This window comes from Acinetobacter sp. BWR-L5 (assembly GCF_039655985.1).
Lineage (GTDB): Bacteria > Pseudomonadota > Gammaproteobacteria > Pseudomonadales > Moraxellaceae > Acinetobacter > Acinetobacter johnsonii.
Genome location: NZ_JAGFEV010000007.1, coordinates 17,405 through 39,914, shown reverse-complemented (window position 1 = coordinate 39,914; position 22,510 = coordinate 17,405). Strand labels below are relative to the sequence as shown.

Genomic DNA, 22,510 nt, shown 5'->3' with positions numbered 1-22,510 from the left:
AATGTGATATGAAAGAACCAAATACACCAAAAATCGACCAGCTTTCTGAGGAAGCATACGTGGATCCTATAGGTAAAACTCTTACCACTTCTTTAGGTGTTCCCGTAGCTGATAATCAAAATAGTCTAAAAATTAATGAGAAAGGCCCTACTCTTCTCGAGGACTTTCTTCTAAGGGATAAACTTATTCATTTTGATCGTGAGCGTATTCCAGAACGTGTTGTACATGCTCGAGGGGTCGGTGCTCATGGTTACTTTCAAGCTTATACCGGTAATGAAAAATGGACTAAAGCTAAGTTCCTAACGGACACAAATAATCGAACTCCTATCTTTGTCCGTATTTCTACAGTTCAAGGTGGGCGAGGTTCGGCTGATGTCGTTCGAGATGTACGAGGTTTTTCTATAAAATTTTATACTGAAGAAGGAAATTATGATTTGGTGGGGAATAATATCCCTGTCTTCTTCATTCAGGATGCTATTAAATTTCCGGACTTTGTTCATGCAGTAAAACCAGAAGATGCCAATGAAGTTCCAACTGGTCAATCTGCCCATGATACTTTCTGGGATTTTATTTCTTTAAACACCGAAGCATCACATATGACTACTTGGATAATGTCTGATAGAGCAATTCCAAGAAATCTACGCTCTATACAAGGTTTTGGTGTTCATACATTTAGATTGATTAATAAGAATAATGAAGCATTCTTAGTGAAATTCCATTGGACTCCAAAGCAAGGGGTAGCTCAAGTCGTCTGGGATGAAGCCTTAAAAATTAATGGCAAAGATCCCGATTTTCACAGACGTGATCTGTGGGATGCTATTGAGCGTGGCAATTACCCGGAATGGGAATTAGGCGCACAAATTTTCTCTGAAGAAGATGCAAAACAATGGGACTTTGATGTCTTAGATGCTACAAAATTAATCCCAGAAGAACTTGTACCTGTCACTCCACTAGGTAAATTTGTTTTAAACAAAAATACAGATGATTTTTTCGCAGAAACAGAACAAGTTGCTTTTAGTCCTGCAAATATTGTCTCAGGTATAGATTTTAGTAACGATCCCCTTTTACAAGGACGGCTATTTAGCTATACGGATACTCACTTACACAGACTAGGTACGGTAAATTTTAATCAAATTCCAATTAACAAACCCGTTTGTCCTTTTCATACGAATAGACGAGGTGGTTATGCTAATCACGAAGTTTATAAAGGAAAGGCAAATTATGAACCTAATTCTGTTGATGAAAATTGGCCAAGAGAATCACCTAATGACAGTGGTGCCTTCAAGACACATCCTGAAGAAGTACAAGGCAGCAAACTAAGAGTTCGACCAGAAAGTTTCGCTGATCATTTCTCGCAAGCCACAATGCACTACCATAGTTTGGAAAAACATGAACAACAGCATATTAAGGATGCATATTCTTTTGAATTATCTAAGGTTAAATCGGAAGATATCCGCAGACGTGTAGTTTACGCTGTCTTAGCTAATATTGACTTGGACTTAGCTGAATATGTTGCGAAAGAGCTAGGTATTAAAACTCCCCCTAAACAGCAAGATAGTCTGCACCAACCCGTAATTGCATCTTCGAAAAGATTAAGTACCTCATCTTTTCCTGCATCTGATATTAAACAGCGAAAAATTGCCTTGCTCGTTCATAACGGTGTAAATGCGTCATCAATAGATGATATTAAAATATGGGCTGAAGCCGAAAAAGCTATTGTGGAAACTTTAGCACCGAACGCAGCCCCTGTTAAATCTTGTGATGGCAATGAAATACCAGTAGATGGAAGACAAAATGGCGAGCCTTCAGTGACTTATGATGCCGTAATCGTGATTGATGGGAATAATTTAGAAGTATTTAAGGCTGATGGAGTTTCTAAACATTATGTATTAGAGACATATAAGCATCTCAAGCCCATTGTTTTCCTGGGTGATAAATGCGCTTTAATAGATGAGTTTCAGCTCACTAAGGATGCAGCTCTATTCTCTACTCAAAATTTTAAAGAGATCCAAGATCAATTCAAACAAGCTATTCAAAATCACCGTTTGTGGGATAGAGAAAAAGTTGTCGCAGCTATTCCAGCATGAATTTATTTGAGATTAAAAGTAGTGTAAGCATTTGATTTCAAAAAGCCCTCGACGAGGGCTTTTTGATCTACTTCTGCTCTTTAAGCGGGTTCTCGGGCTCTTCATTAGGTTTTTTTTGGGGATCCGGATTCTGATAGGTTTTCTGATCACCCTTGTCATCGTTTGATTCTTTTTGAGGATTGGACTCTTGCGTTTGTTTATTAGTCATAGCGATTCCATCACCAGTATAGCTTATATAAATAAATATGACTTGTAGAGCTGAGTATCAATTATAGATATGTAAAACTCACTGTTTTTAGGTTTAATACTGCAAATTCTTATGTGAGCACTGCGTTGACGATACTAAATTGTTTTGAAATCATTTTATTCTTAGTTGGGTTACTATTTGAGCGATGATCATGAAGAATAAACAGGGATAAGTCTATGTGCGCAAACTTCGAAGCGATAAGAAAGAATCGTGCATTCCTGATAGATCTCCCTGAACCTGATCAATTGCAATTTCCTGAAGACATATTTCCTAACTATCCCTCTCCTTTGATCTTTTCCAATGACGGCAAGATCGAATGGCGATCGGTTAATTTTGGAATGATTCCTAAGTGGGCCAAGGAAAAGAATTTCGGCAAGTACACATACAATGCCCGGACTGAAACGGTCGCTGAAAAACCCAGTTTTAGGGAGGCTTGGCATAAGTCTCAATTTGGTTTAATCCCTGTCGAAACCATCTTTGAGCCTAAATACATTGACGGGAAATCTCACTGGTATGGGATTGCACGTGAGGATGGCATGCCCTTTACTGTGGCGGCCATATACGAGAATGCTGTCATCGATGGGGAGCAAATCCGATCAATGAGCATGCTCACCATCAATGCCGATAAACACCCCTTTATGAAGCAATTCCATAAACCTAAAGATGAGAAGCGCTCGATCATCGTAATCCCTGACGAATACCGCGAAGAATGGCTGAATTGCAGCTTTAAAGAGGCGCATGAGTTCTTCTTTGAAATGCAGGATGAGTACATCACCTTCCCTAAATCCCACTTATCCGAAAATGGTGCTCAACCTAATTTAATTTGAAGGTGCCTTGATTATCCACAGCTTTTAAATTTGAAATTTAATTCAGCGCAGACTATTCTAAAAAAAGAGTTCAGTTCCAAACACGCCTCGTAGCGTAGGAGTCAAACATGTCAAAGAAACTACCGATCTATTTCTCGGATGACGTCTGGTCATTCCTTCAAACACTCATGGGTCCCGATGGTGCTCCTAGTCCTACAGTCAATGCTGTCTTTGAAAAAATACAAAAAAAGCATGAGCTAGGCTCTAAGTTTGATCTTAAAGAAATTTCAGTCAAAACCCGCCTCGAAATTCCGTCTGCACTGGAACGTTTTTCAGCTGGTCCTGCTTTTGGTACCAAAGACCATATCGATAAGTCGATCGACTTAAATGACTTTCTTATCTTCAACCCCATATCCACTTTTATGGGACGGGTTGATAGTGAGTCTATGCTTTACGCTGGTTTTGAAATCGATGACCCTTTCTTGGTCGATAAGAGCATTACAGCACAGCATAGAGATATCGTTTTAGCCCTCATCGATGAGCGTGAAATAACACTTAAGCGGTTAATGATGACCGCTAAGATGTCAAAACAAGAAATCAAAGAAATGTTTGGGGATGAAGACTATGAACTTCCCCCTATTTGGCTGAGAGCTGAAAATCCAGCTTACGAGCATATTATTCCTAAAGACAGCCAGTCTATCTCTATCCAAGGGGTTGTGACTTTCAACCTCAAGCAATTTTATAGACGCTCGACCAGCAAATAAGAAGTATAAAAAATGAAAGCTGAAAATCGTATATTCGCGTTAGTGGACGTGAATAACTGCTACGTCAGTTGTGAGCGTATTTTTAATCCGTCCCTTAATAATCGTCCGGTCATTGTTCTCTCGAGTAATGATGGTTGTGCCGTGGCGCGCTCCCAAGAAGCCAAAGACATTGGTATTAAAATGGGTGTGCCGGTATTCCAGATTCAAGACATCATCAAGAAGCATGATGTTCAGGTGTTCTCCAGCAACTTTGCCCTATATGGGGCCATGTCTCGTCGTTTTATGACTTTACTGGGGATGTATGTTGCACCAGGAGAGCAAGAGATTTATTCAGTTGATGAATGCTTCTTGGATCTCACCAGCTATGAGCACTTATTTGATTTAACCGACTATGCCCAAGACATTCGCAAGACTGCTTGGCAGTGGCTCACTTTACCCTGCTGTGTGGGCATTGGACGTTCAAAGACTGAAGCCAAAATTGCCAATCATCTAGCCAAGAAGAATAAGTTCTTTAATGGAGTGTGCAATCTGGTCGATATGGATCCCTGCTCAACTGAAGCCATGCTTGCACAGATCGATGTTGGCGAGGTTTGGGGAGTTGGTCGCCAGAACAGTAAAAAGCTCAATACAATGAATATCCGTACCGTTTTGGATTTAGTTCAAGCGCATCCAGCAGAGATTAAAAAGCAGTTCAGTATTGTTATGGAAAAGACTGTACGCGAGTTGAATGGGATCTCATGCATCGATCTAGAGAGTGATGCGCCTGCTAAAAAGCAAATCATCAGTAGCCAATCTTATGGCCAACCGATTTACGACATTGAAAATATCAAATCCTCAGTGCGTTTATATGTGCAAAGAGCTGTCTCAAGGCTTCGGGATGATATGTCCCTATGCAAAATGATTGGGGTGTTTATTCAAACTGGTCGCTTTGATAAATGTGCAAAATACACACCTTACGTGATTATGCAGCTACATGAACACAGCGATGATGTATTAGAGATTACCCGCATAGCAATGCAGGCCATTGATGAAATATTCAAACCCGGATTTAAGTATAAAAAGGCAGGCATCATCCTGATGGAGATCATACCTAAAACCAAATTCTCCCCTGACCTATTTACCGATTATTCGCTACAGATTAAGCGAGCCAAGCTCTCCGACACCTTAGATCACATCACCCACAAGTATGGCAAGAACACGCTGTCGTTGGGCTTGTGTGGGCGAAAAGAAGAACACTGGCAAATGAATCAAGAACGCAAATCCCCAAACTATTTAACCGAATGGAATGAACTCTTTAGAGTGAGATAAGACTATGCATTTATTTAAACTTTCAAATGAACAATTGGCGCAGATTTTAATTCCTAAGCGGTTCGTGCCGCCTACTCCTGAAGAATTCAAAGACAAGAATATGGTCTATGTCTTTGACAGTGAGGATAAGTTTGAGCTGACTTATGATGAGCTGGTTGAGATTATTGGTAAGGCTAGACAGGCTGGACCTAGAATGATTCCAGTGTTGGGAACAGTAAACTAAAACAATCGGCAGGAATACGGGTTTTAGAGAAATTGAACAATTGAAGTAGGTCAAAAATGAGAGATGAATTAAAAGAAATTTTTATTCGTGGGTGCAACGAGAAAATTGAGAAAAAAGGAGAAAATGTCGGTCTATCCTTTTATGCTTTCTTCAAGAATAAAAATGATAATCCAGAACTATTAATGGAGGCTGCTCACTGGTGGATTATGAAACACAAATTAGATCACTTCGAGAAAGCAGTTAAAGTTAGGCAACTTGTTTTAGGTGAGTCAAAGTAATAAAAAACAATGATAGAGCGCTTAACTCTATCATGGTTTGATATAGGATATTGATTATTACAATAAAAATTATAAACAAAGTACAATATTAAAATCTTAGTCTTTAGCTAACATAATCTTCAGTTGATATTACTTGAGCATATGCAAATTCAAAAGCAGCCATTAATGTTGCATGGACATGACCAGCAGGTACTTTGATACCATTAAATTCTTGGTCTAGCGTTGCACAAGCATCATGAATAACTTTTACCTTGTAACCAAAATCAGAAGCAGCACGTACAGCAGCATCAACACACATATGGCTCATAGCACCAATCACGACTAGCTCAGTCACGTGATTGCTATCTAAAATTTCTTTGAGATTCGTATTTAAGAACGCGTTGATGTGATTTTTAATGACTACAGTTTCATCTGCTTGTGGCTTAACTGTGTCCTGAAATTCAATACCATTTGAGTCAGGTTGAAATATAGGCGATTCAGCATTCGCAATATGCTGGACATGAATCACTTGAGTACCGTCTTGACGGGCTTTCGTAATTACTTTCACTGCATTAGCAGCAGCTTGTTCAATATTTACCAATGGTAATTTACCTGTAGGTAGATATTCATTTTGTAAGTCGATGACTAATAAAGCTGATTTTGACATATCTTTTCCTTTATTTAACTAACATTTATTTTGCTCTACTTAGGATTTTAAAGAAGTGGGAGCATTCCACTTCTTTAAGTTACTTTAGAAAGAAAGCGTTTCACCATCGATAGGAATTAAAACCTTATCTTGGATTCCTTTGTCCTTTACGTAATCTGCAAGCTCAGCACGTGTTACCGACATGTGGTTAATTGCATCCATGTGAACAGCAACCACTTTAGCATTTGGTGCTTTCTGAGTTGCATGATAAGTATCTTCTTTGCCCATAATAATGGATTCTTTAAAGCCATCAACCAAGGCGTTACCTGTATTCAAGACAATCACATCAGGTTTAAATGTTTGAATCGCTTGATCAACTTCAGAACGCCAGATGGTATCTCCTGCCACATAAACAGTTTCATGGCCAGCAGCTTCAAATACCACACCCATTGCTTCACCTAATCCAGCTTTAAGCTTAGGAATACGGTACATGGCATCAGTACCGTGTTGACCACCAGTTTTAGTGAGCTTAATCCCTTCAAAGGTCGCTTGAGTTAATACACGAACATCTTTGAAGCCTTGTGACTGAATGATTTTCTGGTCTTCTTTATTCTGTACAAACAACGGCATGTTTTTCGGAATAGTCGCTTGTGCTGCATCATCCCAATGATCTAGATGGGTATGGGTCACGATTACCGCATCTACACCTTCTAAAATCGTTTCGGGCTTGATAGGCAAATCGACTAATGGGTTCCGTAAATAGCTACGATGAGTATCAGGAAAACCTTCATAGAATCCTTTTTTAGCAAACATTGGGTCAATTAAAAAAGTCGTATCAGCATAGGTTACTTTAATCGTTGCATTGCGAATTTCTTGTATATGCGTAACTTTAGAAGTATCTCGCTGACCCACCTTATCATTCGCATATAAATGGACTGAAGCCATTGCCAGAGAGAGTGCAATAACAGAGCTACTTAAAATTTTATTCATGTTCCAGATCCAATCATTTAGTCATACTCGAATCATGATAGGAAAAATTAAGCAATAAAATTGTCCTTAAGGACAATCATCGAAACTATTGGGACAACATGCTATATTTATTATTTTAGAGAGGTAGATTGAATGGCTATACCAGTGATTGGATTGTTCGTATATCCCAATATAAATCCATTTCACTTCTCTATCCCCCATATCATTTTCAATATCAAGATTGAAGATAAACGCTTATTTGATCTGAGAATTTTTTCTATAGATGGCCAACCCGTAAAAACAGAACAGTCTATGATGATTATCCCTGATGGGGGGATCGAACTTATTAAACAATTGGATCTTATTATTATTCCTGGATGGGATGATTTTAATCACAAACCTGAAAAAGTACTTATCGATGCCCTAAATTGTGCATATCAAGCTGGAATTAGAATTGTAGGGTTATGCTACGGAACTTATGCATTGGCATATGCAGGGCTGCTTGACCATAAAAAAGCAGCTACGCACTGGATGGCTGAACAGGATTTTAGTGAACGATTTCCACAGGTTCAACTTGATAATGACGCCCTGTATGTAGAAGACCAAAGGATCGTAACCTCTGCTGGAACAGGCGCAGCGTTAGACTGCTGCTTGTACTTGGTACGTGAAATCTATAATGCACGAATTGCGAATAAAGTTGCTAGAGTAATGGTGATCCCGCCTCACCGTGAAGGTGGGCAAACTCAGTTTATTGAACAGCCAGTCGCAGAATCGAGCCAAGATGCACAAATTAACCTATTACTTGATTTTTTAAGAAAGAATTTAGCCTTACAACATAATATTGAAAGCCTCGCTGAACGGACACATATGACACGCAGGACGTTCACACGGCACTTTAAGAAAGCGACAGGTATGACCTTAGTCGATTGGCTGAATACTGAAAGAATCAGATTAAGTTGTGAACTTTTAGAAGCGACAAACTTGTCTATCGAAAAGATAACCGAGCTTTCAGGTTTTAATAATACTGTGTCATTTAGAAAGAATTTCCGTGAAAAATATGGCACCTGCCCACTAGCATGGAGAAAAGCATTTGGGATCAAAAAAAAAAGATAATCATCCCCACTTTCTATAAAAGAGTTATTCGAAACAGCCCTCACACAAGGACTATTCCAATTCACACACTGCACAAAGACAGTGACTGTACCTTTATCAAAATCGAATCCGCTGTTCAGGCTGAGAGCAGGATGCACAGCATGAATGTTTTGATCATGATAGAAACAAAGGGCTTTGTTGCACAAACCTATCTGTAAAGGGTTTTTCAGCGATATAATTTTCAAATGAAGAAGCCTACACAAAATCTACCGCACAACCAATTGGCCCGCATATAACCGAGCACTCATGAGTCGCGGAAATATTGCCATTTGGTTTGATCCTGCTACGCAATGGTATGCGCCATCAAAAGGCAAACAAGGGCGAAATCAAACCTACTCCGACGCAGCCATCCAATGCTGCTTAATGATTAAATCCTTATTCCGTCTGTCTTTACGTATGGTCACTGGCTTTGTGCAAAGTCTGATTAAACTTTGCGGATTAAATTGGATAGCTCCAGATTACACCACGCTTTGTAGAAGACAAAAGCATATTGATATTGTAATCAGCTACCAAAAAAGTAGCGATGGGCTGCATCTACTCATGGACTCTACAGGCATGAAGTTTCTAGGTGAGGGCGAATGGAAACGCAAGAAACATGGACCTGAATATCGTCGCCAATGGCGTAAACTTCATATTGGTATAGATGCTAAAACCCTACAAATACGAGCAGTTCAGCTTACAACCAATAATGTCAGTGATTCACAGGTGCTTGGTGATTTACTTAATCAGATTCCACAAGATGAGCAGATTAACTGTGTTTATACCGATGGAGCTTATGACACCAAGCAATGCCGTCAGGTCATTGCAGATCGGCAAGCGCATGCGGTGATTCCACCTAGAAAAAATGCGAAACCATGGAAAGATACAAAGAGTACTCGCTAGAGCGAAATGAATTACTTCGAACAATTAAACGTTTAGGCAGGACACTATGGAAAAAATGGTCAGGCTATCATCGTCGAAGTTTGGTTGAAACTAAGATGCATTGCATCAAATTATTAGGAGATAAACTCAGTGCAAGGAGTTTTGATAGCCAAGTGAATGAGATCCATGCACGTGTAGCAGTCCTTAACAGATTTACGGAATTAGGTCGACCACTTACCCAAGTTACGCCTTAAATTTGGCTCAATTAGGGGCGCTTTGCATTTCAAATCTTTGTGCAACAAAGCCCCCTATTTAACATAATGGGGCTTATGCCGAAACAACAAAAAATGGGAGCTGATATGATAGCTCCCATTTTTTATTTTTGTTCATGTTCTTTGTAGTACTGATGTGCTCTCTTAGAATTATGTTTCCAACTTTTAGCAACTTTATAAACGCAAGTCGGAAAATCATCCCAAACTTGAGGTAAGCCTGTACCACGTGCTACACGAATTTTAAGCGAATAGCTTTTGTATTCAATACGATGCAAAAAATAAAAGCTACGCTCTTGCTGAGTACTAAATTTCTTAAATATAGCACTTCTGACATTAGGGTAAACCTTCCAAAGATAATCGTGTCGAGTACTTTGTATTGATTGCTTGTATTGATGTTTTAGTTTTTTCATTGTTCCTCCTAGGTAACATTACCTAGAAGGGATCCTCTGCGAAATAGTACATCGTCTTTAACCCTGTGAATTAAAATTTAGTATGTAAAAATATCACCAAGTAGTATGAAATAAACTACTACAAGGTAGTATAACTAAAATCAATGTATACAATATGTGAGACCATTATTTACTAAATACTGTCTTGTTTATTGGGCTCAGGAAAAATATGAGGAATTCAAAACATTCTTAGCATTAAATCCTGAAGCAGGAGATGTAGAGCCTAATACAGGTGACAGTCCAAGAATAGACCATTTTTGTCTAGGAAAGTGGTGGCAGTCCAATTTTCATAATCACTCATCAACCTTTTGATCCATTGCGACAAATAGGCTGAAAGTAACTTTGCATAATCTTCAGGTGATAACTCATTTTTTATTGCTTTGTACTGGCTTATAATCGAATCTAAAAATATAACAGTTAAATTAGTTTTACCAATTCCAACTGTATAACACCCTTTCCGTTCAAGGGTATCTGAATCAAATCTTACGAAAATCCCATAATTATCACCAACAGCTATGCTTATTGCCCTTCTGCTTCTTCAAACACACCTTTTTTTGTTCAAAAGCATAGGTTTGATCGGCTGATCTGTTAACTGAGCAATATCCAATAGATCACAAACCATCTGTTGTCCGAACTGTTCACGTCGAGCAGCTTCAACGATTTCCTGCATGTTTTGAAATTCTTCAAAGCTTAGAATAACAGCTTCGGGCGTATTGTTCCTGCAAACAAAAACAGGTTTATGGCTATCTTTGACAACTTGAACAATTTTACTCCAAGATTTGCGAACATCAGTCGCACCATTAATAAAAGTTAACCCCTTCATATCTAAGAGCTCATACTATATGGTAAGAATTGCATCATATTTTCCCTATAATTTGACCATCTTTCAAGCATGCAATATCAATATTAACTATGTAATTTAATTCTTGATCGCCTACTTGGAACAGGAATGATAGGTAGGGTGCAAATAGGAATAGTTCGTAGGCTTACACAGGAATAGGCTATTTCGGCAAATCGGCTGAAAGTAACTTTGCATACTCCTCAGGTGATAACTGATCTTTGATCGCTTTGATGATCTTATCATCCACAACATTTGGTCCTAAATAATACAGAGCTGAGATCGCCATACCGACCTTTTGCAAAGGGTATTGAAGCAGTCGTTGATCATCCGTGTGATTCAGTACCACATCTACACCCGACAGTTTGAATCGTCTTGAACGGCCATTTGTATGTAAGACATGATATAGAGGCACTTGAGTACTTAACCCTAAACGATTGGCACAATAGCCTCCATCATATTGAAACGTCTCACCGGTTAATCGAGTGATCCCGGCTAACACTTTGGAGAGATCAGGGGGTAAGGCTCTCGGCGGATTAAAAAGATTGGAGAATTTAACTTTATAGTAAATATTGGGTACAACTAAACTAACCTCCCCCTGATCCAGATAATGCGATAAAAAGCTTAAAAACTGCTTTTTGGAAAGAGAAACTCTGAAATCTTGAACGGAAAACACGGAGCCTGCTGCTAAGTTTTTCAATTCAGCTTCTACTAAAAGTCTTTTAATATTGTCATCCATAGGCACAATTCATCATCTTGATATACTTATTTCAGACCAAATCGTTCTAATGCAGCTTCGTTAAAATCCTCATTAAACATCTGCTTCACCCGATGTTCTCTTTTTAACGTTGCGACAGTAGCGAAGAAACATGCCTCACATAAATACAGTTCATACTGTTCTCCATCATGCTTCGACCCACTGCCCCAATTGGCAGACAGTATCCCATGGTTCAGTTGCGTGGATTCCATGCAAACGTCACATAAAATATCTGCGGGTTGTTCTAGGTCTTTGTGTTGTTCTAGATCTTCGTGTTCTTTGCTTTCCATATTTGCATCCTCTTTTTTGTTCCCTGTGATTATTTCAGTGCCAGATCCAAAGCAATCAGGATCTCACCCTCTTGGCATTCACTGGGTGGAGGTAAAATCCGACCCTCTTCACGATAGAAGTCCACACTGGTAAACAGCGCATCTTTGGCCATCTGTAGCGCATCCTCGAAATTGTCACCACAAGTCATTGCCTCAGGAATATCTCGAAAAGAGACGTTATAAGCTTGCCCTTCTTGTTCGAATTTTGCTGGATAAAACACTGGACTACACACCATGATTGAATTCCTTTAAATACTGATCGAACTATTCATTTCTTGTTTTAAAGCCCCTACCTCAGCAAGGGCCTGTCTTGATCACTATTCCGATCTTGTTATCTAAAATAATAACCCAGCGTATCGTCTTTTGAGTCTCCCCACCCTGTCCAGATCTCAGTCAGCTGGACATAATCCTGATTGATGCTTTTGACTTTGTATAAAAAGCTACGGGGTGGAGAGGTCTCATTGAGACGTACTTTTTCAATTAAGATAAAGGTCTTGTCATCCAACCATCTGACCCTAAGATGTAAGGGATCCTGACACTGTCCCAGTTCTGCATACATCGCCGCATCTTTGCCATTTTTGGAGAAGGACAAGCCCGCACATTGGACATCCGGGATGTCCATCACCAGACGTTTTCCGATCAGGCTTTCTTTGGCGCCCGCACAGGCCAAGCTTGAAAGGCTGAGACATAAGCCCGCTAAAAATATTTTTTTCATGATGCTACTCGTTATTTATTCAGTTGAAGCGGTGTAAGACATATTGTCAATAAAGCCACACTGTAATATGTGCTGTGATGGATTCACGGGATGGTCATACAGACTGATATAGGCAATCATGCTGCTCAGATCAGAAGCATCCCGTTTATAGTGCTGGGTATAGATGTAAATCTGTTTAGGGCTGTAACGTTTTCCGTTTTGAAAGACCTCCCCGTTAAACACTTTTAAATGTGGATACTGCTGAAAGACCTGATGGGTCTTGGTTCGTTTCTCATTGTCATGTGCTGAGGCTTGATCCCACTGCTGCTTAAAACGTTTAAATTGCTGTCCACTATAGTGACTGAACTGAATCTTTAACCCTTCCTCTAGCTTCTGCTTGGTCTGAGCCATGTCATCATTGCGATAAATCGAAGTACTTGCCCCAGCCACACTGACCTGCATCAAAGCCTCAATCCGTTGAATTGGATTGCGTTGATCGTTGGGTAAATAAACCTCTATCTCAGGACAATCCTCACAGTAGTTTTCATCGTCTGGATCATCCACAATGCTTGATTTTTGCTGAGTGTATTGCTGCTTAAATTGTTGTTGCAACGTTGTTAGCTTAGAGGCTGCGGTATGCGTCCAATCTCCCGTGGCCAATTGATTGCTAAACGACTGTTCTTGCTTGGCCCAATCCAAACAGTTTAAGCCCTGCTCTAAAGTCACAGGCTGTACAGTCGCTGCATTGGCGGTAGAAACAGGTTGCGCCACTGCAATTTGTAATGCCAGTAGTGAAGTGCTGGCGAGTAAAAATGGTCTCTGCTTAAATGTCATTGAAGGATTCTCCTGATGAGCGTTGTTCACTAGACTGATCATCAACCTTAAACCAGTAGGTATAGTTCTCAGCTTTTCCATCCACCAACACGTTCTGCACCTGAACGTCATAGATCACGTTGTATTCCATTGCACTAAAATGAAATTGCAGGTTATTGGCCACTAAACCATAGCTGATATTGTCATACTGGATGTTGCTGATCGTTTGGATGTGCTGATTGTCTCGTCTAGTCACGGTCAGCTTCGCCTGTGAAAAATCCACCGTATTGTTGGCATAGACATTTTGTGGATTGACTAATATTGACAGGGATAAAGGTTCATTTTTTGAAAAGAATTTCTTCGGATAAACATGGTACGGATAGGCAATCACCCCTTTCGGCATCGTGGTGCTTAAGGTTTGCGATGCATAGGGATAGACCACTTTCATGGCAGCGCCTAAGATGGTCGGTACGCTTTTAGCCTCAGTATTAGAGACTTCGCCATAGGCAGTTTTGCTCAGGAATGGACTCAAGATATGACGTCGATGTCCAATGCTGGTCGAGTTTTTTTCAATCAACCAATTGATCAGATGGGTATCAGCACCGTAGCTGGCTAAAGGTTGATAGGCTTGAACAAAGTTCAAGTTCGATGTCGAAGCACCCTGATAGCCAATATCACTAAAACAGCGCCAGGTACGATCTGGATAGTGTGAGGTCTTTTCATTCACTGCCAGTAACATAGAGGCTTGCATCATTTGATCTTCATAGGCATGGTCGTAGCGAACTTTCGGCAGATTGTGTAAGGCACGAATCTCATTCAGGGTATTGATAAACAGCTGACGCTCTGCCTCACTGGGTCTCCCTGCATGACAAGCATTCAAATCTTTATGCTCCTCTGCATGCGCCTCAATGACATCCACTACCATCGTGCTATTCACAGGCAGAAGCTGTGAGGTTCCTGCCTGTGTCAGTTTTAAAGTACATTTGCCCACATCAAGGGCTTTGAGCTCCCCTTGTTCGAAGTCACAAATATTCGGACTCTGACTGCTAAAACTGAAGGTCAGATCTTGATCAGTCTTCAAGTTCAATTGATAGGCCTGACCTTTGAGAAAGCGAGAGACCAATAAAGGTTCAAAGCGTTGTGCTGTCTTGTTTTTACAAATTCCTTCTTGTAGATATTGCGTTTCAGAACACGTGACAGGCTGAGGTGAAGTACCACCATCGTTTACCCCATCCGTTCCACCACTATTGGAACCAGTATTTCCGCCTGAACCACCACCGCCACATCCAACCATCGCCATACTGATGACCAGCATCAAGGTGCTGGTTGTGATGGATGGTATCCCCGTTTTTGAATGTTTCATACGTTTATTACTCCCTCTTATTCTTAGTTTTTATTGGTAATGATCGGCCGATAGCAGTTGGCGGATTTCACTGGCCATTTTGGGGCTACGCCAAGGAAACAACACTTTGAGGCGGTAATGCGGTTTGAATTGATCGCGTGTTCCAATATTGACTTGGTATTCTCTTTTGACTGGGCTGCGATGTTCGTGATAGCGGATATGCGTTCCCGTCATCGGATTGCTAGTAATTGTGCTTGTATAAGACACTTTGTCTTCAACTAAGTTGAAGTGACCGACCGAAGTAATATAATCAAATGGGTATTTTACTAAACGCTGTTCGGGTTCATCAAACAGGATGATGGTTTTATGCTGACTGTTAATCCAGACCCCACGATTGTGATAATTAAACTGTTCACCTTGACGGGTCAGTTGCTCCGTCATACCTGCAAAGTAGGTATTGCCATATGTATAGAAGTAATAGGTGATCACAAACCATAACAGCCAGATGCCAAAGAATAGGTAGCCAAACCAGCCAAAGGAAAAGACTTTAGCAATAATTAAAAAAATGACGATCGGCACCACGATGCACTTTACAAAGACCTTGGATTTTTGTGGGCGATTTTCGATTGAAATGATTTTTGGTTGAGTGAATTCAGACATCATTGTTCCCCGCATGTTCAATGCAATTGACAATCACAAGGGGATATAAAAATAAGTATTTTTTATAGGCGTGATTGAGCCATCCACCTTAGAGATTGTTCGTGTAAAAATGTTTTATTAATACAGCTTAAAAATTAAAATCAGTGCTGTATGCCCTGTTGAAGGACACAACAAGGTTGAACAGGTGCGGAGGCACAATAAAGAATAGATGGATACAGCATGAGAAGCTCCTAGATGTAATAGAAGTTCTACCAAATTACTGTCAAATAATGGTGGCAGAACGAAAAGGGGTTGACAGACTGATCATCTAGGAATCAGCACACCCGAAAGTGTCCCCCTTCCGTCCTACCATAGAAAAAAAGGGGGACGTGAAGATTCCCACATTCAGTTTATATCCAAAAATATAAACCTCATGTGCTAGATGAATCGGTCTGTCAAAACCGACTGGCAATGTAGGCCAGCGAGCTCATATTAGATTTATCCAGCGCTTTAGTCAATTTCGCGATACGATAAAATTCACATGATCGCCTTGAATAAATTCAGTTAAGTTATTGATTTCACCCATAAGCTCAAATTAAAACCATCAATGGGCTGATTTTGATGCTATGGATCGGTTTAAAATGAACTGCTCTTCTGTAATAAAATAAATGAATAAAATGATTGAATAGATCTTCACCAAACATTCACTTTTTTAAGTGGATCTGAAGAAAAGCCCTGCCGTATCAAACGACATACTCCTGTTCATCATAGGTAAACCCAGCCGTCAGACTTCCCCAATAACTAAAGCTTAATCAATGAATTAATGAAATGTTGCGTTTTGTAAAAATAATCAAATACAGCGTTGACAGCTCACGGGATACGCAGATAAGCTTATAGGACACAGCAAAATCTGTGTTCAGGCGTAGGAAACCTGATACAATCTAGGTGCAAATTAATGTCGCACTCGCGGCTATTTTTTTGCCTACTGTTTTAGCAGTCGCTATGGCAGTTTGGCAGGACAACCGTAAGGTTGGCTGATCCTAGATTCAGTATTTCCTACTCCTGTTAAACTGCCACCATCACCGTAGGAAAGTGATGCTGGTAAGTATTTAAAACTTATCTAGGACTACTGCTATGAACGCTACTTTTCATGGTGCATACACTTGCACATCTAAAAAACAAGCCTCTCAACTGATTGTTGAACTTGGCAAAAGCATTTCAAATCCCCAGCGTCAAAGTCTAACCCATCTTTATCAAGCACTCGATACTGCAGACTCCTTGTTGACCGAGCTTGAACATGCGCACCAAATTATTCGTCAATGTATGCGCCAGATGAATGATGAACAAATCGCTGAAGTCGCAAAACTCAATCAAAATAATCATACCCCATCGCTCTGGGCATTCCGCACCCATCAACGTCAAAACCTGATTGAACGTGCTGAGCGTCTTTTGGGAGCACGTTATGAAGCATAATCAGCATATTCTGCTGGCTCCCTCGGACTACCCTTTAATTGCTTCGCCTACGCTTGCAAAAGCGTATGGCGTCGCAGCCGCGACTTTTTTACAAAAGCTGCATTACTGCTTAGAAAAAAGTGATGCTCAAGTCCACAAAGGAAAAAAGTATTGGTTCCATAGTTATGAACAATGGCAACAAACCCTCGGGATCTATAGTGTCTCCACCATTAAACGGATCGTCGCTAAATTAAAACAAGCGGAGATTTTAGTGATTAAAAAGCTCTCAAAAAATAAATGGCTCCAAACCAATTTTTATTCAATTAACTATCGAAAGTTAAAACAATTGATCCAGCCGAATACTGAAACTCAAGCTCAACCGCAATCGTCTACTCAAACGGCAAAGACAACAGATTCAAAGTCCATAAGCAGTGTACATCCTGCTGAAGACACCCAAGCTGATACGCTAACGCTGTCAATTCAACAGGCATTTCACACTCTCAAAGATCAGGCGATTACACACGAGCAGTCCTTAAAATCAGAGAAATGCTCCGCACAGCCAAACCTTGTAATCTCAGAACATACGACGGCACAAGGATTGATTCAGCCACTCTCCCCGATCGCTACAAGTGAAATACTCCAAAATATGAATACGGATTATCGTCATTTTTATCAAGCGCTCTTGCAGCAGCGCGTTGATATTCATTATGCAGATCAGCGCATCCAAAATTTACTCAAACAGCAGAAACACGTGATTCGACATATTGCCTACATCAAACAATCCTTTTGTGGTCAGGAGCGATATCAATGGCATCCACTTGAGCAATTACAAATCGACAGCTATTTAATCAAGTGAGCAAGTTCAACTTATTCAGATTGAACTTACTTATGACTCAGCCAGACAATCAAAATAAATTAGCAGTCGAAATCATTAGATTTAGGCTTCTGAGCAATATCATTATTTTCACATTGATACTGATTTCTTCTGGACAATTCAAGCTGATACTCAGCTTGATGTAATTCATATAAGTTCGCTTCTCGAATCTCTTTAACTATTTGTCTAACCATTTTAATTTTTTCTTGAATATCCGGATCTTTACTATGCAAATAATGTCGAGGTATTTGCGGAACATCTTTTAAATTTGTCCCATTTTTTTTGTTATAATCTTCATTCGATAAACATGAGACCTTATTTTCGACTTGCAACTTAATTCCGTAGATCTCCACTTCTTTAACTGGTGCATATTCTTTTAAAAATTTATTTATGACATTTTCTGTTATTTTTCGATAATGATTAATTTGATGACGACCGAGCCCAATTACATCTGCTGTTAGTTTCTTGGCACCGCCTCTCTCAGGATTTTTTGGACAATGTCTTTGAAAATACAGTTCTGGTGTTCGTTCAATGCCATCATAAATACTTCGTTCAGAATATAATAAATGCAAATGCGGTTGTTCATAACGCCCATCGAGGGTTGAAACATGATTATGAATTGCAAAACTATATGGCATCTGATATTGACCGCAGAATTCGTATATAAGTTGATTCGACAATTCAATACGTTGCATACAATCAAGTTCTTTGGGTAAAGCCACGGTAATATGTGTAGATGTTCGCCCATTGATACTTTCATATTGATCTGCTGCATTCCAAAATACTTCGGGGCTATCAGCTGCCCAGATTGGCATATTGGCTGATGCTGTATATTCAAGCTCTTCAATATCTTGTTTATGCGTTGAAAAATATAATGTTCGCGTAATGTAGTGATAACCGAGTTCTGAAGAATGCTTGAATTTATCTCTACGCAAATTTTTATGCTGAATTTTTAGTTCTTTGACATTATGACGTAAATCAAAATAATACATATACAAATCCAATTTCAAATAAAGAAAATGGAGCATATAAAATTATTCAAAAATTTTATTCGTTTGATGCAGAAAATGAAAAATAATGCGATTTTTTTATAGAAAATATATCAGCATCATCAATGTACGTACTTTTAACGTGTAACACCCCCCGTTTTAACGTGTAACAGCCGAAATTTTAACGTGTAACACCGAACAAACTTTAAGCAAAAAAACATGTAACAGCCCCAATTTTTAACGTGTAACAGACGTTTGTATATTTTTTAGCCATTTCAAGTGCTTTTTCCAATACACAATAAATAATATAATTTAAATACAATAGCTTAAGAAACTAAAAGTGCTCCGCAGGGCGAGACGTAGGGTTCATTTTGATTCGCTGAAAGCGAATTGAAATGAACACGGAGACGAGATAAAAATCTTTTTTTTGCATTCGCAAAAAATGATTTTTATCTCTCACCACTAACAGCCCAAACTAACAGCAAACTAAAAGTGACTAACAGTGAGTAGAAAAAAAAGCAGCAATTTTTTTGAATATTTCAACTTTTCTCAAGTTTTAAAATTAACATGTGATATAAATTTTTATATTTTTAGTGAGAAAATATCACAATGAGTCGTACAGCATTAACAACACAAGACCACATTAATTCAATCGAATATTTTGCAATGAATAATGCTACATTCGAAAGTTCACATTATGATGTCATTCAATTAATCGAACAAAAAAAATTAGGGGAACTGAGTGATAAAGAAAAACAATTAATCAGAAAAACGTATCTATATACAAAAAAAAGAAAGACGTATGATAATAAACTTCTTTTTATATCTAAAAAAGATCCAAAATCGATCACAAAAATAGAACGCGATATTTTAGATTATAGTTATTTCGGAGAAGTTGTTCCACCAGTGCTTGAACATTATTTTTTAGCTGAAAAAATGTTAGACAATTATATGTCAAAATTACCCGATGATATAAAAATAAAAATCCATCAAAACATCTTAGACACGGATGATGCTTTAGAAAAGAAACAAAATATTAAAAAGAGAAATAGAGAGAATCATCAAAAATTTTTTATTGGTGGGACATTATTGTCGCTTCTTAAATTAAATAATAATGATGATGATCCAATCGATATATTATTTGAGATCATGAAACTCTATTTAATGCATGATTATTTTGAGAGAAAATCATTTAACACTGAAGAGATAAATGAATTTAGTACTTCAGAAACTGGAAGAGAATTTAACAACAAAAAGAATTCAATTTTACTCAATTTAAATAATCCATTCTTAATTTACGATGAGTAAATAAAAAAACTAACAGAAAAAGCAGTATGCGTTAATAGCCGACCTTTTTTTCAGGGTCGGCTAAGCCGTGTGCGTTTTTAAAAATTTAACTCTCTTACTTTATAATAATATTTTTTTAAAAATCACTTTACAAAAAACCATTTCTAATTTAATGAATATCCATCTAAACAAACTTAAGATTATTTTACTGATATAATAAATTAAAAAATAAACCTTTTTTTTGTTTTTTAAACTTTTCTCATCTTTTTTTTAAATATTTTGATAATGTGCATATTCGGTTTTTCATTTAATTACCAGCTCACCCTGAAAATGAAAAATTTATCAATTTATGGGAGGATCGATGAACTTCAAAATTCGGTTTGAATTATCTGAATATGTAAAAAAAGAACAAGCTAATGGTAGCTGCACTTTTTCTGGTAACAGTACGAAAAATTCACTTAGATTTATATTTAAAAAGCACAATTTAAAAGCTAATACAGTTTACCCGTCATTTGATGAAGAATACATGAATCACCAAGAGTCTTATCCTCTAGATATGAAGGTGGTGGGATGAGCACAGAGGATGCAAGATGATTGAGATTGATCGCAGAATTCGAGCTAAAGAATTTATGCAACTCCTATCCATTGGAAAAGATAAATTCTATAACATGATTAATACTGGGGATATTCAGCAACCAATTAGACTTTCTGATAAAGATGTTTTTTGGTATTCCTCGTACGTTAAGAATAAAGTTGAGGAGCATAAGCCTAAATCTGATATAGTACCCCACAATTAGTGGTCATTTTATTCCTAATTTCTCCGCTATCTCTCCCAGAGCGGGTACTTAAACGGGTAAGTAGGAAACCACATCAAAATTAATTTATATATTTTAGTAGGTTATAATGAAAATCGTCATCCTGAATAAGCCCTATGACGTCCTCTCCCAGTTCCGTAAAGATGAAGCACATATGACGATGTCTGACTTTGTCAGCGACTCTACTTTGCGCTTGGCTGGTCGTTTGGATATGGACTCTGAAGGCTTGGTATTTCTAACCGACCATGGTGGTTTGAACCAATACATCACTAACCCTGCCAATAAAAAATTTAAAACATATTTGGTTCAGGTCGATGGTGATGTCACTGAGGAAGCCCTTGAGCAGTTGCGTAAAGGTGTAGAATTAAAAGATGGTATGACTTTACCTGCTGAAGCATCTAAAGTTGAACAACCTGAGTGGTTATGGGAGCGTGATCCTCCTGTACGTTTCCGTGCGTCTGTGCCGACTTCTTGGGTCGAAATTTCAATTTGTGAAGGCCGTAACCGCCAAGTACGTCGTATGACTGCTGCTGTAGGTTTTCCTACTTTACGTTTAATCCGCACTAAAATTGGTGCAATTGATTTGGTTCAAATGGGTTTACAACCAGGCGAAACTAAAGAAATCGAGCCACTTTTATACCCTGACTTTCAAAATATTCCTGCTGAAGAACCTTACCGTTCACGCTCTTATGTGAAAAAACCGGGTGGTACAGGTGGCAAACCTATGGTTCGTAAGAACAAAGATGGTTCCGTGAAAAAGTCAGGTACAAAGCGTATTTGGCAAATGGATGATAGTGAGAAACCAAAGCGTAAAACCAATGGTACCACTCGTCCAAATACAAAAGCGCCACGCGGTCGCGGACGTAATGGTCGTTAAAAGTTGATTGTTTTAAAGCCCACGCAAGTGGGCTTTAAAATACTTAATCCCTTTTATAAATTAAACATATCTCTTTCCGATCTAGATCTTCCATTTCTTTTTCCATATATTTCATAATTAAATTTTTTATGTTCTGCATATAAATTTTCAAAATCCATTGTAATTTCAGCAAGCATTGTTTGTTGTGTATTATTAATATCTAAATCAAGTTCATATAAATTTAGTTCTACTTCCACCGTCTCTTTTTCAGCAATTTGATCTAAATAAAATATAGATTTTTTCATACTATTTCGAATATAAAGCGTATTAGCTACTCCACCTAAATTTGTCAAATTAAACCTCACCTTAACTAGGAAATCACTGCCATCTGGATAAAAAAAATAAGTGAATCCACTATCTCTAATTACAAATATTGGCTTAACTGCTTTGTTAAAGGCATCAAACTGCTGCTTTTGAATAGTGGCTAATTCTTTTTGCTGCTTAACACTCTCTTTCATCTCATCAATCTGAAGTTGCAACGCCTTTTCTTGTTGTTCTAGAGCTTTCGTATTTTGATCTAACTGCTTACCTTGCTGAACATACCCTAGAATTAACCAGAAGAATGCAATAGGTGCAAAAATACCAGCAAGAAAATCACCCAATTCATTGAGTGTTGCAGGCAGATTATAACTATTACTTTGACTGAATACATAAATTCCTAGAAACCAAATCAAAGTAGCTATTACCCCAAAAATTAAACTCTTTTTATTCATATCTCAATTAG

General features: G+C 38.5%; 26 protein-coding genes and 2 pseudogenes. 14 read left to right on the top strand and 14 right to left on the bottom strand.

The window, feature by feature from the left end; translation table 11 throughout:
• Positions 1-8: 8 nt before the first annotated feature.
• Positions 9-2,087, top strand: a complete 2,079-nt coding sequence (locus JZ787_RS13315; RefSeq protein ID WP_010326902.1) for a catalase — start codon at positions 9-11, stop codon at positions 2,085-2,087.
• Between the two features lie 67 nt (positions 2,088-2,154).
• On the opposite strand, the gene JZ787_RS13310 is transcribed toward JZ787_RS13315, so the two are convergent.
• Positions 2,155-2,295 (bottom strand): hypothetical protein, encoded by a 141-nt coding sequence (locus JZ787_RS13310; RefSeq protein ID WP_004981682.1) that lies wholly within the window; start codon positions 2,293-2,295, stop codon positions 2,155-2,157.
• 215 nt (positions 2,296-2,510) lie between these two features.
• On the opposite strand from JZ787_RS13310, the gene JZ787_RS13305 reads away from it, so the two are divergent.
• The 5 genes from JZ787_RS13305 to JZ787_RS13285 all read left to right on the top strand — a co-directional run bounded on the left by JZ787_RS13305 (position 2,511) and on the right by JZ787_RS13285 (position 5,713).
• Positions 2,511-3,161: an SOS response-associated peptidase family protein gene (locus JZ787_RS13305; RefSeq protein ID WP_010326903.1), complete on the top strand. Its 651-nt coding sequence runs from the start codon at positions 2,511-2,513 to the stop codon at positions 3,159-3,161.
• 107 nt (positions 3,162-3,268) lie between these two features.
• A complete protein-coding gene (locus tag JZ787_RS13300; RefSeq protein WP_010326904.1) occupies positions 3,269-3,904 on the top strand; it encodes a S24 family peptidase in 636 nt (211 codons plus the stop codon).
• A gap of 12 nt (positions 3,905-3,916) precedes the next feature.
• Entirely contained in the window at positions 3,917-5,212 is a 1,296-nt protein-coding gene (locus JZ787_RS13295; protein ID WP_010326905.1) for a Y-family DNA polymerase, read from the top strand.
• A 4-nt stretch (positions 5,213-5,216) separates the two neighbouring features.
• A complete protein-coding gene (locus tag JZ787_RS13290; protein WP_010326906.1) occupies positions 5,217-5,435 on the top strand; it encodes a hypothetical protein in 219 nt (72 codons plus the stop codon).
• A gap of 56 nt (positions 5,436-5,491) precedes the next feature.
• Complete coding sequence (locus tag JZ787_RS13285) at positions 5,492-5,713, top strand: DUF6500 family protein (RefSeq protein ID WP_087014582.1); 222 nt, start codon at positions 5,492-5,494, stop codon at positions 5,711-5,713.
• A gap of 103 nt (positions 5,714-5,816) precedes the next feature.
• On the opposite strand, the gene JZ787_RS13280 is transcribed toward JZ787_RS13285, so the two are convergent.
• Both JZ787_RS13280 and JZ787_RS13275 read right to left on the bottom strand, forming a co-directional pair.
• Entirely contained in the window at positions 5,817-6,359 is a 543-nt protein-coding gene (locus JZ787_RS13280; protein WP_346312576.1) for a cysteine hydrolase family protein, read from the bottom strand.
• An 84-nt stretch (positions 6,360-6,443) separates the two neighbouring features.
• Positions 6,444-7,328, bottom strand: coding sequence for an MBL fold metallo-hydrolase (locus tag JZ787_RS13275; protein ID WP_087014586.1), 885 nt, complete (start codon positions 7,326-7,328; stop codon positions 6,444-6,446).
• Positions 7,329-7,460: 132 nt separating this feature from the next.
• Between JZ787_RS13275 and JZ787_RS13270 the strand changes: the two genes are divergently transcribed.
• Together JZ787_RS13270 and JZ787_RS13265 are read left to right on the top strand one after the other, a co-directional pair.
• A complete protein-coding gene (locus JZ787_RS13270) occupies positions 7,461-8,420 on the top strand; it encodes a helix-turn-helix domain-containing protein (protein WP_010326911.1) in 960 nt (319 codons plus the stop codon).
• A 243-nt stretch (positions 8,421-8,663) separates the two neighbouring features.
• Positions 8,664-9,574, top strand: a pseudogene (locus JZ787_RS13265) (IS5-like element ISAba12 family transposase).
• Between the two features lie 122 nt (positions 9,575-9,696).
• Here JZ787_RS13265 and JZ787_RS13260 read toward each other — a convergent pair.
• From JZ787_RS13260 to JZ787_RS13220, 9 genes and pseudogenes are all read right to left on the bottom strand, one after another.
• Entirely contained in the window at positions 9,697-10,002 is a 306-nt protein-coding gene (locus tag JZ787_RS13260; protein WP_010326913.1) for a hypothetical protein, read from the bottom strand.
• A 558-nt stretch (positions 10,003-10,560) separates the two neighbouring features.
• Positions 10,561-10,864, bottom strand: a pseudogene (locus JZ787_RS13255) (type II toxin-antitoxin system Phd/YefM family antitoxin).
• Positions 10,865-11,042: 178 nt separating this feature from the next.
• Entirely contained in the window at positions 11,043-11,618 is a 576-nt protein-coding gene (locus JZ787_RS13250; protein ID WP_346312575.1) for a DUF6088 family protein, read from the bottom strand.
• A 26-nt stretch (positions 11,619-11,644) separates the two neighbouring features.
• Positions 11,645-11,926, bottom strand: a complete 282-nt coding sequence (locus JZ787_RS13245; protein ID WP_078390426.1) for a hypothetical protein — start codon at positions 11,924-11,926, stop codon at positions 11,645-11,647.
• A 29-nt stretch (positions 11,927-11,955) separates the two neighbouring features.
• Entirely contained in the window at positions 11,956-12,201 is a 246-nt protein-coding gene (locus JZ787_RS13240; RefSeq protein ID WP_078390425.1) for a type II toxin-antitoxin system HicB family antitoxin, read from the bottom strand.
• Between the two features lie 95 nt (positions 12,202-12,296).
• Positions 12,297-12,680, bottom strand: coding sequence for a hypothetical protein (locus JZ787_RS13235; protein WP_078390424.1), 384 nt, complete (start codon positions 12,678-12,680; stop codon positions 12,297-12,299).
• A gap of 15 nt (positions 12,681-12,695) precedes the next feature.
• Complete coding sequence (locus JZ787_RS13230; RefSeq protein WP_087014598.1) at positions 12,696-13,493, bottom strand: hypothetical protein; 798 nt, start codon at positions 13,491-13,493, stop codon at positions 12,696-12,698.
• The gene (locus tag JZ787_RS13225) at positions 13,483-14,835 is read right to left on the bottom strand and encodes a CAP domain-containing protein (RefSeq protein WP_234303694.1); all 1,353 of its coding nucleotides are present in this window, start codon (positions 14,833-14,835) and stop codon (positions 13,483-13,485) included. The genes JZ787_RS13230 and JZ787_RS13225 overlap by 11 nt, the downstream gene beginning before the upstream one ends.
• Positions 14,836-14,865: 30 nt before the next feature.
• Positions 14,866-15,474 (bottom strand): hypothetical protein, encoded by a 609-nt coding sequence (locus tag JZ787_RS13220; RefSeq protein ID WP_151732045.1) that lies wholly within the window; start codon positions 15,472-15,474, stop codon positions 14,866-14,868.
• A 1,113-nt stretch (positions 15,475-16,587) separates the two neighbouring features.
• Between JZ787_RS13220 and JZ787_RS13215 the strand changes: the two genes are divergently transcribed.
• Together JZ787_RS13215 and JZ787_RS13210 are read left to right on the top strand one after the other, a co-directional pair.
• A complete protein-coding gene (locus tag JZ787_RS13215; RefSeq protein ID WP_010326922.1) occupies positions 16,588-16,926 on the top strand; it encodes a hypothetical protein in 339 nt (112 codons plus the stop codon).
• Complete coding sequence (locus JZ787_RS13210) at positions 16,916-17,761, top strand: hypothetical protein (RefSeq protein ID WP_087014602.1); 846 nt, start codon at positions 16,916-16,918, stop codon at positions 17,759-17,761. Before JZ787_RS13215 ends, JZ787_RS13210 begins: the two co-directional genes overlap by 11 nt.
• A 59-nt stretch (positions 17,762-17,820) precedes the next feature.
• Here the strand turns inward: JZ787_RS13210 and JZ787_RS13205 are convergent, their stop codons facing one another.
• Positions 17,821-18,771 (bottom strand): MobA/MobL family protein, encoded by a 951-nt coding sequence (locus JZ787_RS13205; RefSeq protein WP_346312574.1) that lies wholly within the window; start codon positions 18,769-18,771, stop codon positions 17,821-17,823.
• A 606-nt stretch (positions 18,772-19,377) separates the two neighbouring features.
• Here JZ787_RS13205 and JZ787_RS13200 point away from each other — a divergent pair.
• From JZ787_RS13200 to JZ787_RS13185, 4 genes are all read left to right on the top strand, one after another.
• Positions 19,378-20,076 carry a hypothetical protein gene (locus JZ787_RS13200; protein WP_058951820.1) on the top strand — a complete coding sequence of 233 codons (699 nt, stop codon included), beginning with the start codon at positions 19,378-19,380 and terminating at the stop codon, positions 20,074-20,076.
• A gap of 340 nt (positions 20,077-20,416) precedes the next feature.
• Positions 20,417-20,629 carry a hypothetical protein gene (locus tag JZ787_RS13195; protein ID WP_346312573.1) on the top strand — a complete coding sequence of 71 codons (213 nt, stop codon included), beginning with the start codon at positions 20,417-20,419 and terminating at the stop codon, positions 20,627-20,629.
• Positions 20,630-20,648: 19 nt separating this feature from the next.
• Positions 20,649-20,852 carry an AlpA family phage regulatory protein gene (locus JZ787_RS13190; RefSeq protein WP_029575045.1) on the top strand — a complete coding sequence of 68 codons (204 nt, stop codon included), beginning with the start codon at positions 20,649-20,651 and terminating at the stop codon, positions 20,850-20,852.
• A gap of 106 nt (positions 20,853-20,958) precedes the next feature.
• Positions 20,959-21,747, top strand: coding sequence for a pseudouridine synthase (locus tag JZ787_RS13185; RefSeq protein WP_005401097.1), 789 nt, complete (start codon positions 20,959-20,961; stop codon positions 21,745-21,747).
• 53 nt (positions 21,748-21,800) lie between these two features.
• Here JZ787_RS13185 and JZ787_RS13180 read toward each other — a convergent pair whose 3' ends face one another.
• Positions 21,801-22,499 (bottom strand): hypothetical protein, encoded by a 699-nt coding sequence (locus JZ787_RS13180; protein ID WP_346312572.1) that lies wholly within the window; start codon positions 22,497-22,499, stop codon positions 21,801-21,803.
• Positions 22,500-22,510: the final 11 nt, after the last annotated feature.

Excerpts from the sequence above, each read along its gene's own strand:
- JZ787_RS13315 (WP_010326902.1), top strand. The coding sequence starts at position 9 with ATGAAAGAACCAAATACACCAAAAATCGACCAGCTTTCTGAGGAAGCA.
- JZ787_RS13310 (WP_004981682.1), bottom strand. The coding sequence starts at position 2,295 with ATGACTAATAAACAAACGCAAGAGTCCAATCCTCAAAAAGAATCAAAC.
- JZ787_RS13305 (WP_010326903.1), top strand. The coding sequence starts at position 2,511 with ATGTGCGCAAACTTCGAAGCGATAAGAAAGAATCGTGCATTCCTGATA.
- JZ787_RS13300 (WP_010326904.1), top strand. The coding sequence starts at position 3,269 with ATGTCAAAGAAACTACCGATCTATTTCTCGGATGACGTCTGGTCATTC.
- JZ787_RS13295 (WP_010326905.1), top strand. The coding sequence starts at position 3,917 with ATGAAAGCTGAAAATCGTATATTCGCGTTAGTGGACGTGAATAACTGC.
- JZ787_RS13290 (WP_010326906.1), top strand. The coding sequence starts at position 5,217 with ATGCATTTATTTAAACTTTCAAATGAACAATTGGCGCAGATTTTAATT.
- JZ787_RS13285 (WP_087014582.1), top strand. The coding sequence starts at position 5,492 with ATGAGAGATGAATTAAAAGAAATTTTTATTCGTGGGTGCAACGAGAAA.
- JZ787_RS13280 (WP_346312576.1), bottom strand. The coding sequence starts at position 6,359 with ATGTCAAAATCAGCTTTATTAGTCATCGACTTACAAAATGAATATCTA.
- JZ787_RS13275 (WP_087014586.1), bottom strand. The coding sequence starts at position 7,328 with ATGAATAAAATTTTAAGTAGCTCTGTTATTGCACTCTCTCTGGCAATG.
- JZ787_RS13270 (WP_010326911.1), top strand. The coding sequence starts at position 7,461 with ATGGCTATACCAGTGATTGGATTGTTCGTATATCCCAATATAAATCCA.
- JZ787_RS13260 (WP_010326913.1), bottom strand. The coding sequence starts at position 10,002 with ATGAAAAAACTAAAACATCAATACAAGCAATCAATACAAAGTACTCGA.
- JZ787_RS13250 (WP_346312575.1), bottom strand. The coding sequence starts at position 11,618 with ATGGATGACAATATTAAAAGACTTTTAGTAGAAGCTGAATTGAAAAAC.
- JZ787_RS13245 (WP_078390426.1), bottom strand. The coding sequence starts at position 11,926 with ATGGAAAGCAAAGAACACGAAGATCTAGAACAACACAAAGACCTAGAA.
- JZ787_RS13240 (WP_078390425.1), bottom strand. The coding sequence starts at position 12,201 with ATGGTGTGTAGTCCAGTGTTTTATCCAGCAAAATTCGAACAAGAAGGG.
- JZ787_RS13235 (WP_078390424.1), bottom strand. The coding sequence starts at position 12,680 with ATGAAAAAAATATTTTTAGCGGGCTTATGTCTCAGCCTTTCAAGCTTG.
- JZ787_RS13230 (WP_087014598.1), bottom strand. The coding sequence starts at position 13,493 with ATGACATTTAAGCAGAGACCATTTTTACTCGCCAGCACTTCACTACTG.
- JZ787_RS13225 (WP_234303694.1), bottom strand. The coding sequence starts at position 14,835 with ATGAAACATTCAAAAACGGGGATACCATCCATCACAACCAGCACCTTG.
- JZ787_RS13220 (WP_151732045.1), bottom strand. The coding sequence starts at position 15,474 with ATGTCTGAATTCACTCAACCAAAAATCATTTCAATCGAAAATCGCCCA.
- JZ787_RS13215 (WP_010326922.1), top strand. The coding sequence starts at position 16,588 with ATGAACGCTACTTTTCATGGTGCATACACTTGCACATCTAAAAAACAA.
- JZ787_RS13210 (WP_087014602.1), top strand. The coding sequence starts at position 16,916 with ATGAAGCATAATCAGCATATTCTGCTGGCTCCCTCGGACTACCCTTTA.
- JZ787_RS13205 (WP_346312574.1), bottom strand. The coding sequence starts at position 18,771 with ATGTATTATTTTGATTTACGTCATAATGTCAAAGAACTAAAAATTCAG.
- JZ787_RS13200 (WP_058951820.1), top strand. The coding sequence starts at position 19,378 with ATGAGTCGTACAGCATTAACAACACAAGACCACATTAATTCAATCGAA.
- JZ787_RS13195 (WP_346312573.1), top strand. The coding sequence starts at position 20,417 with ATGAACTTCAAAATTCGGTTTGAATTATCTGAATATGTAAAAAAAGAA.
- JZ787_RS13185 (WP_005401097.1), top strand. The coding sequence starts at position 20,959 with ATGAAAATCGTCATCCTGAATAAGCCCTATGACGTCCTCTCCCAGTTC.
- JZ787_RS13180 (WP_346312572.1), bottom strand. The coding sequence starts at position 22,499 with ATGAATAAAAAGAGTTTAATTTTTGGGGTAATAGCTACTTTGATTTGG.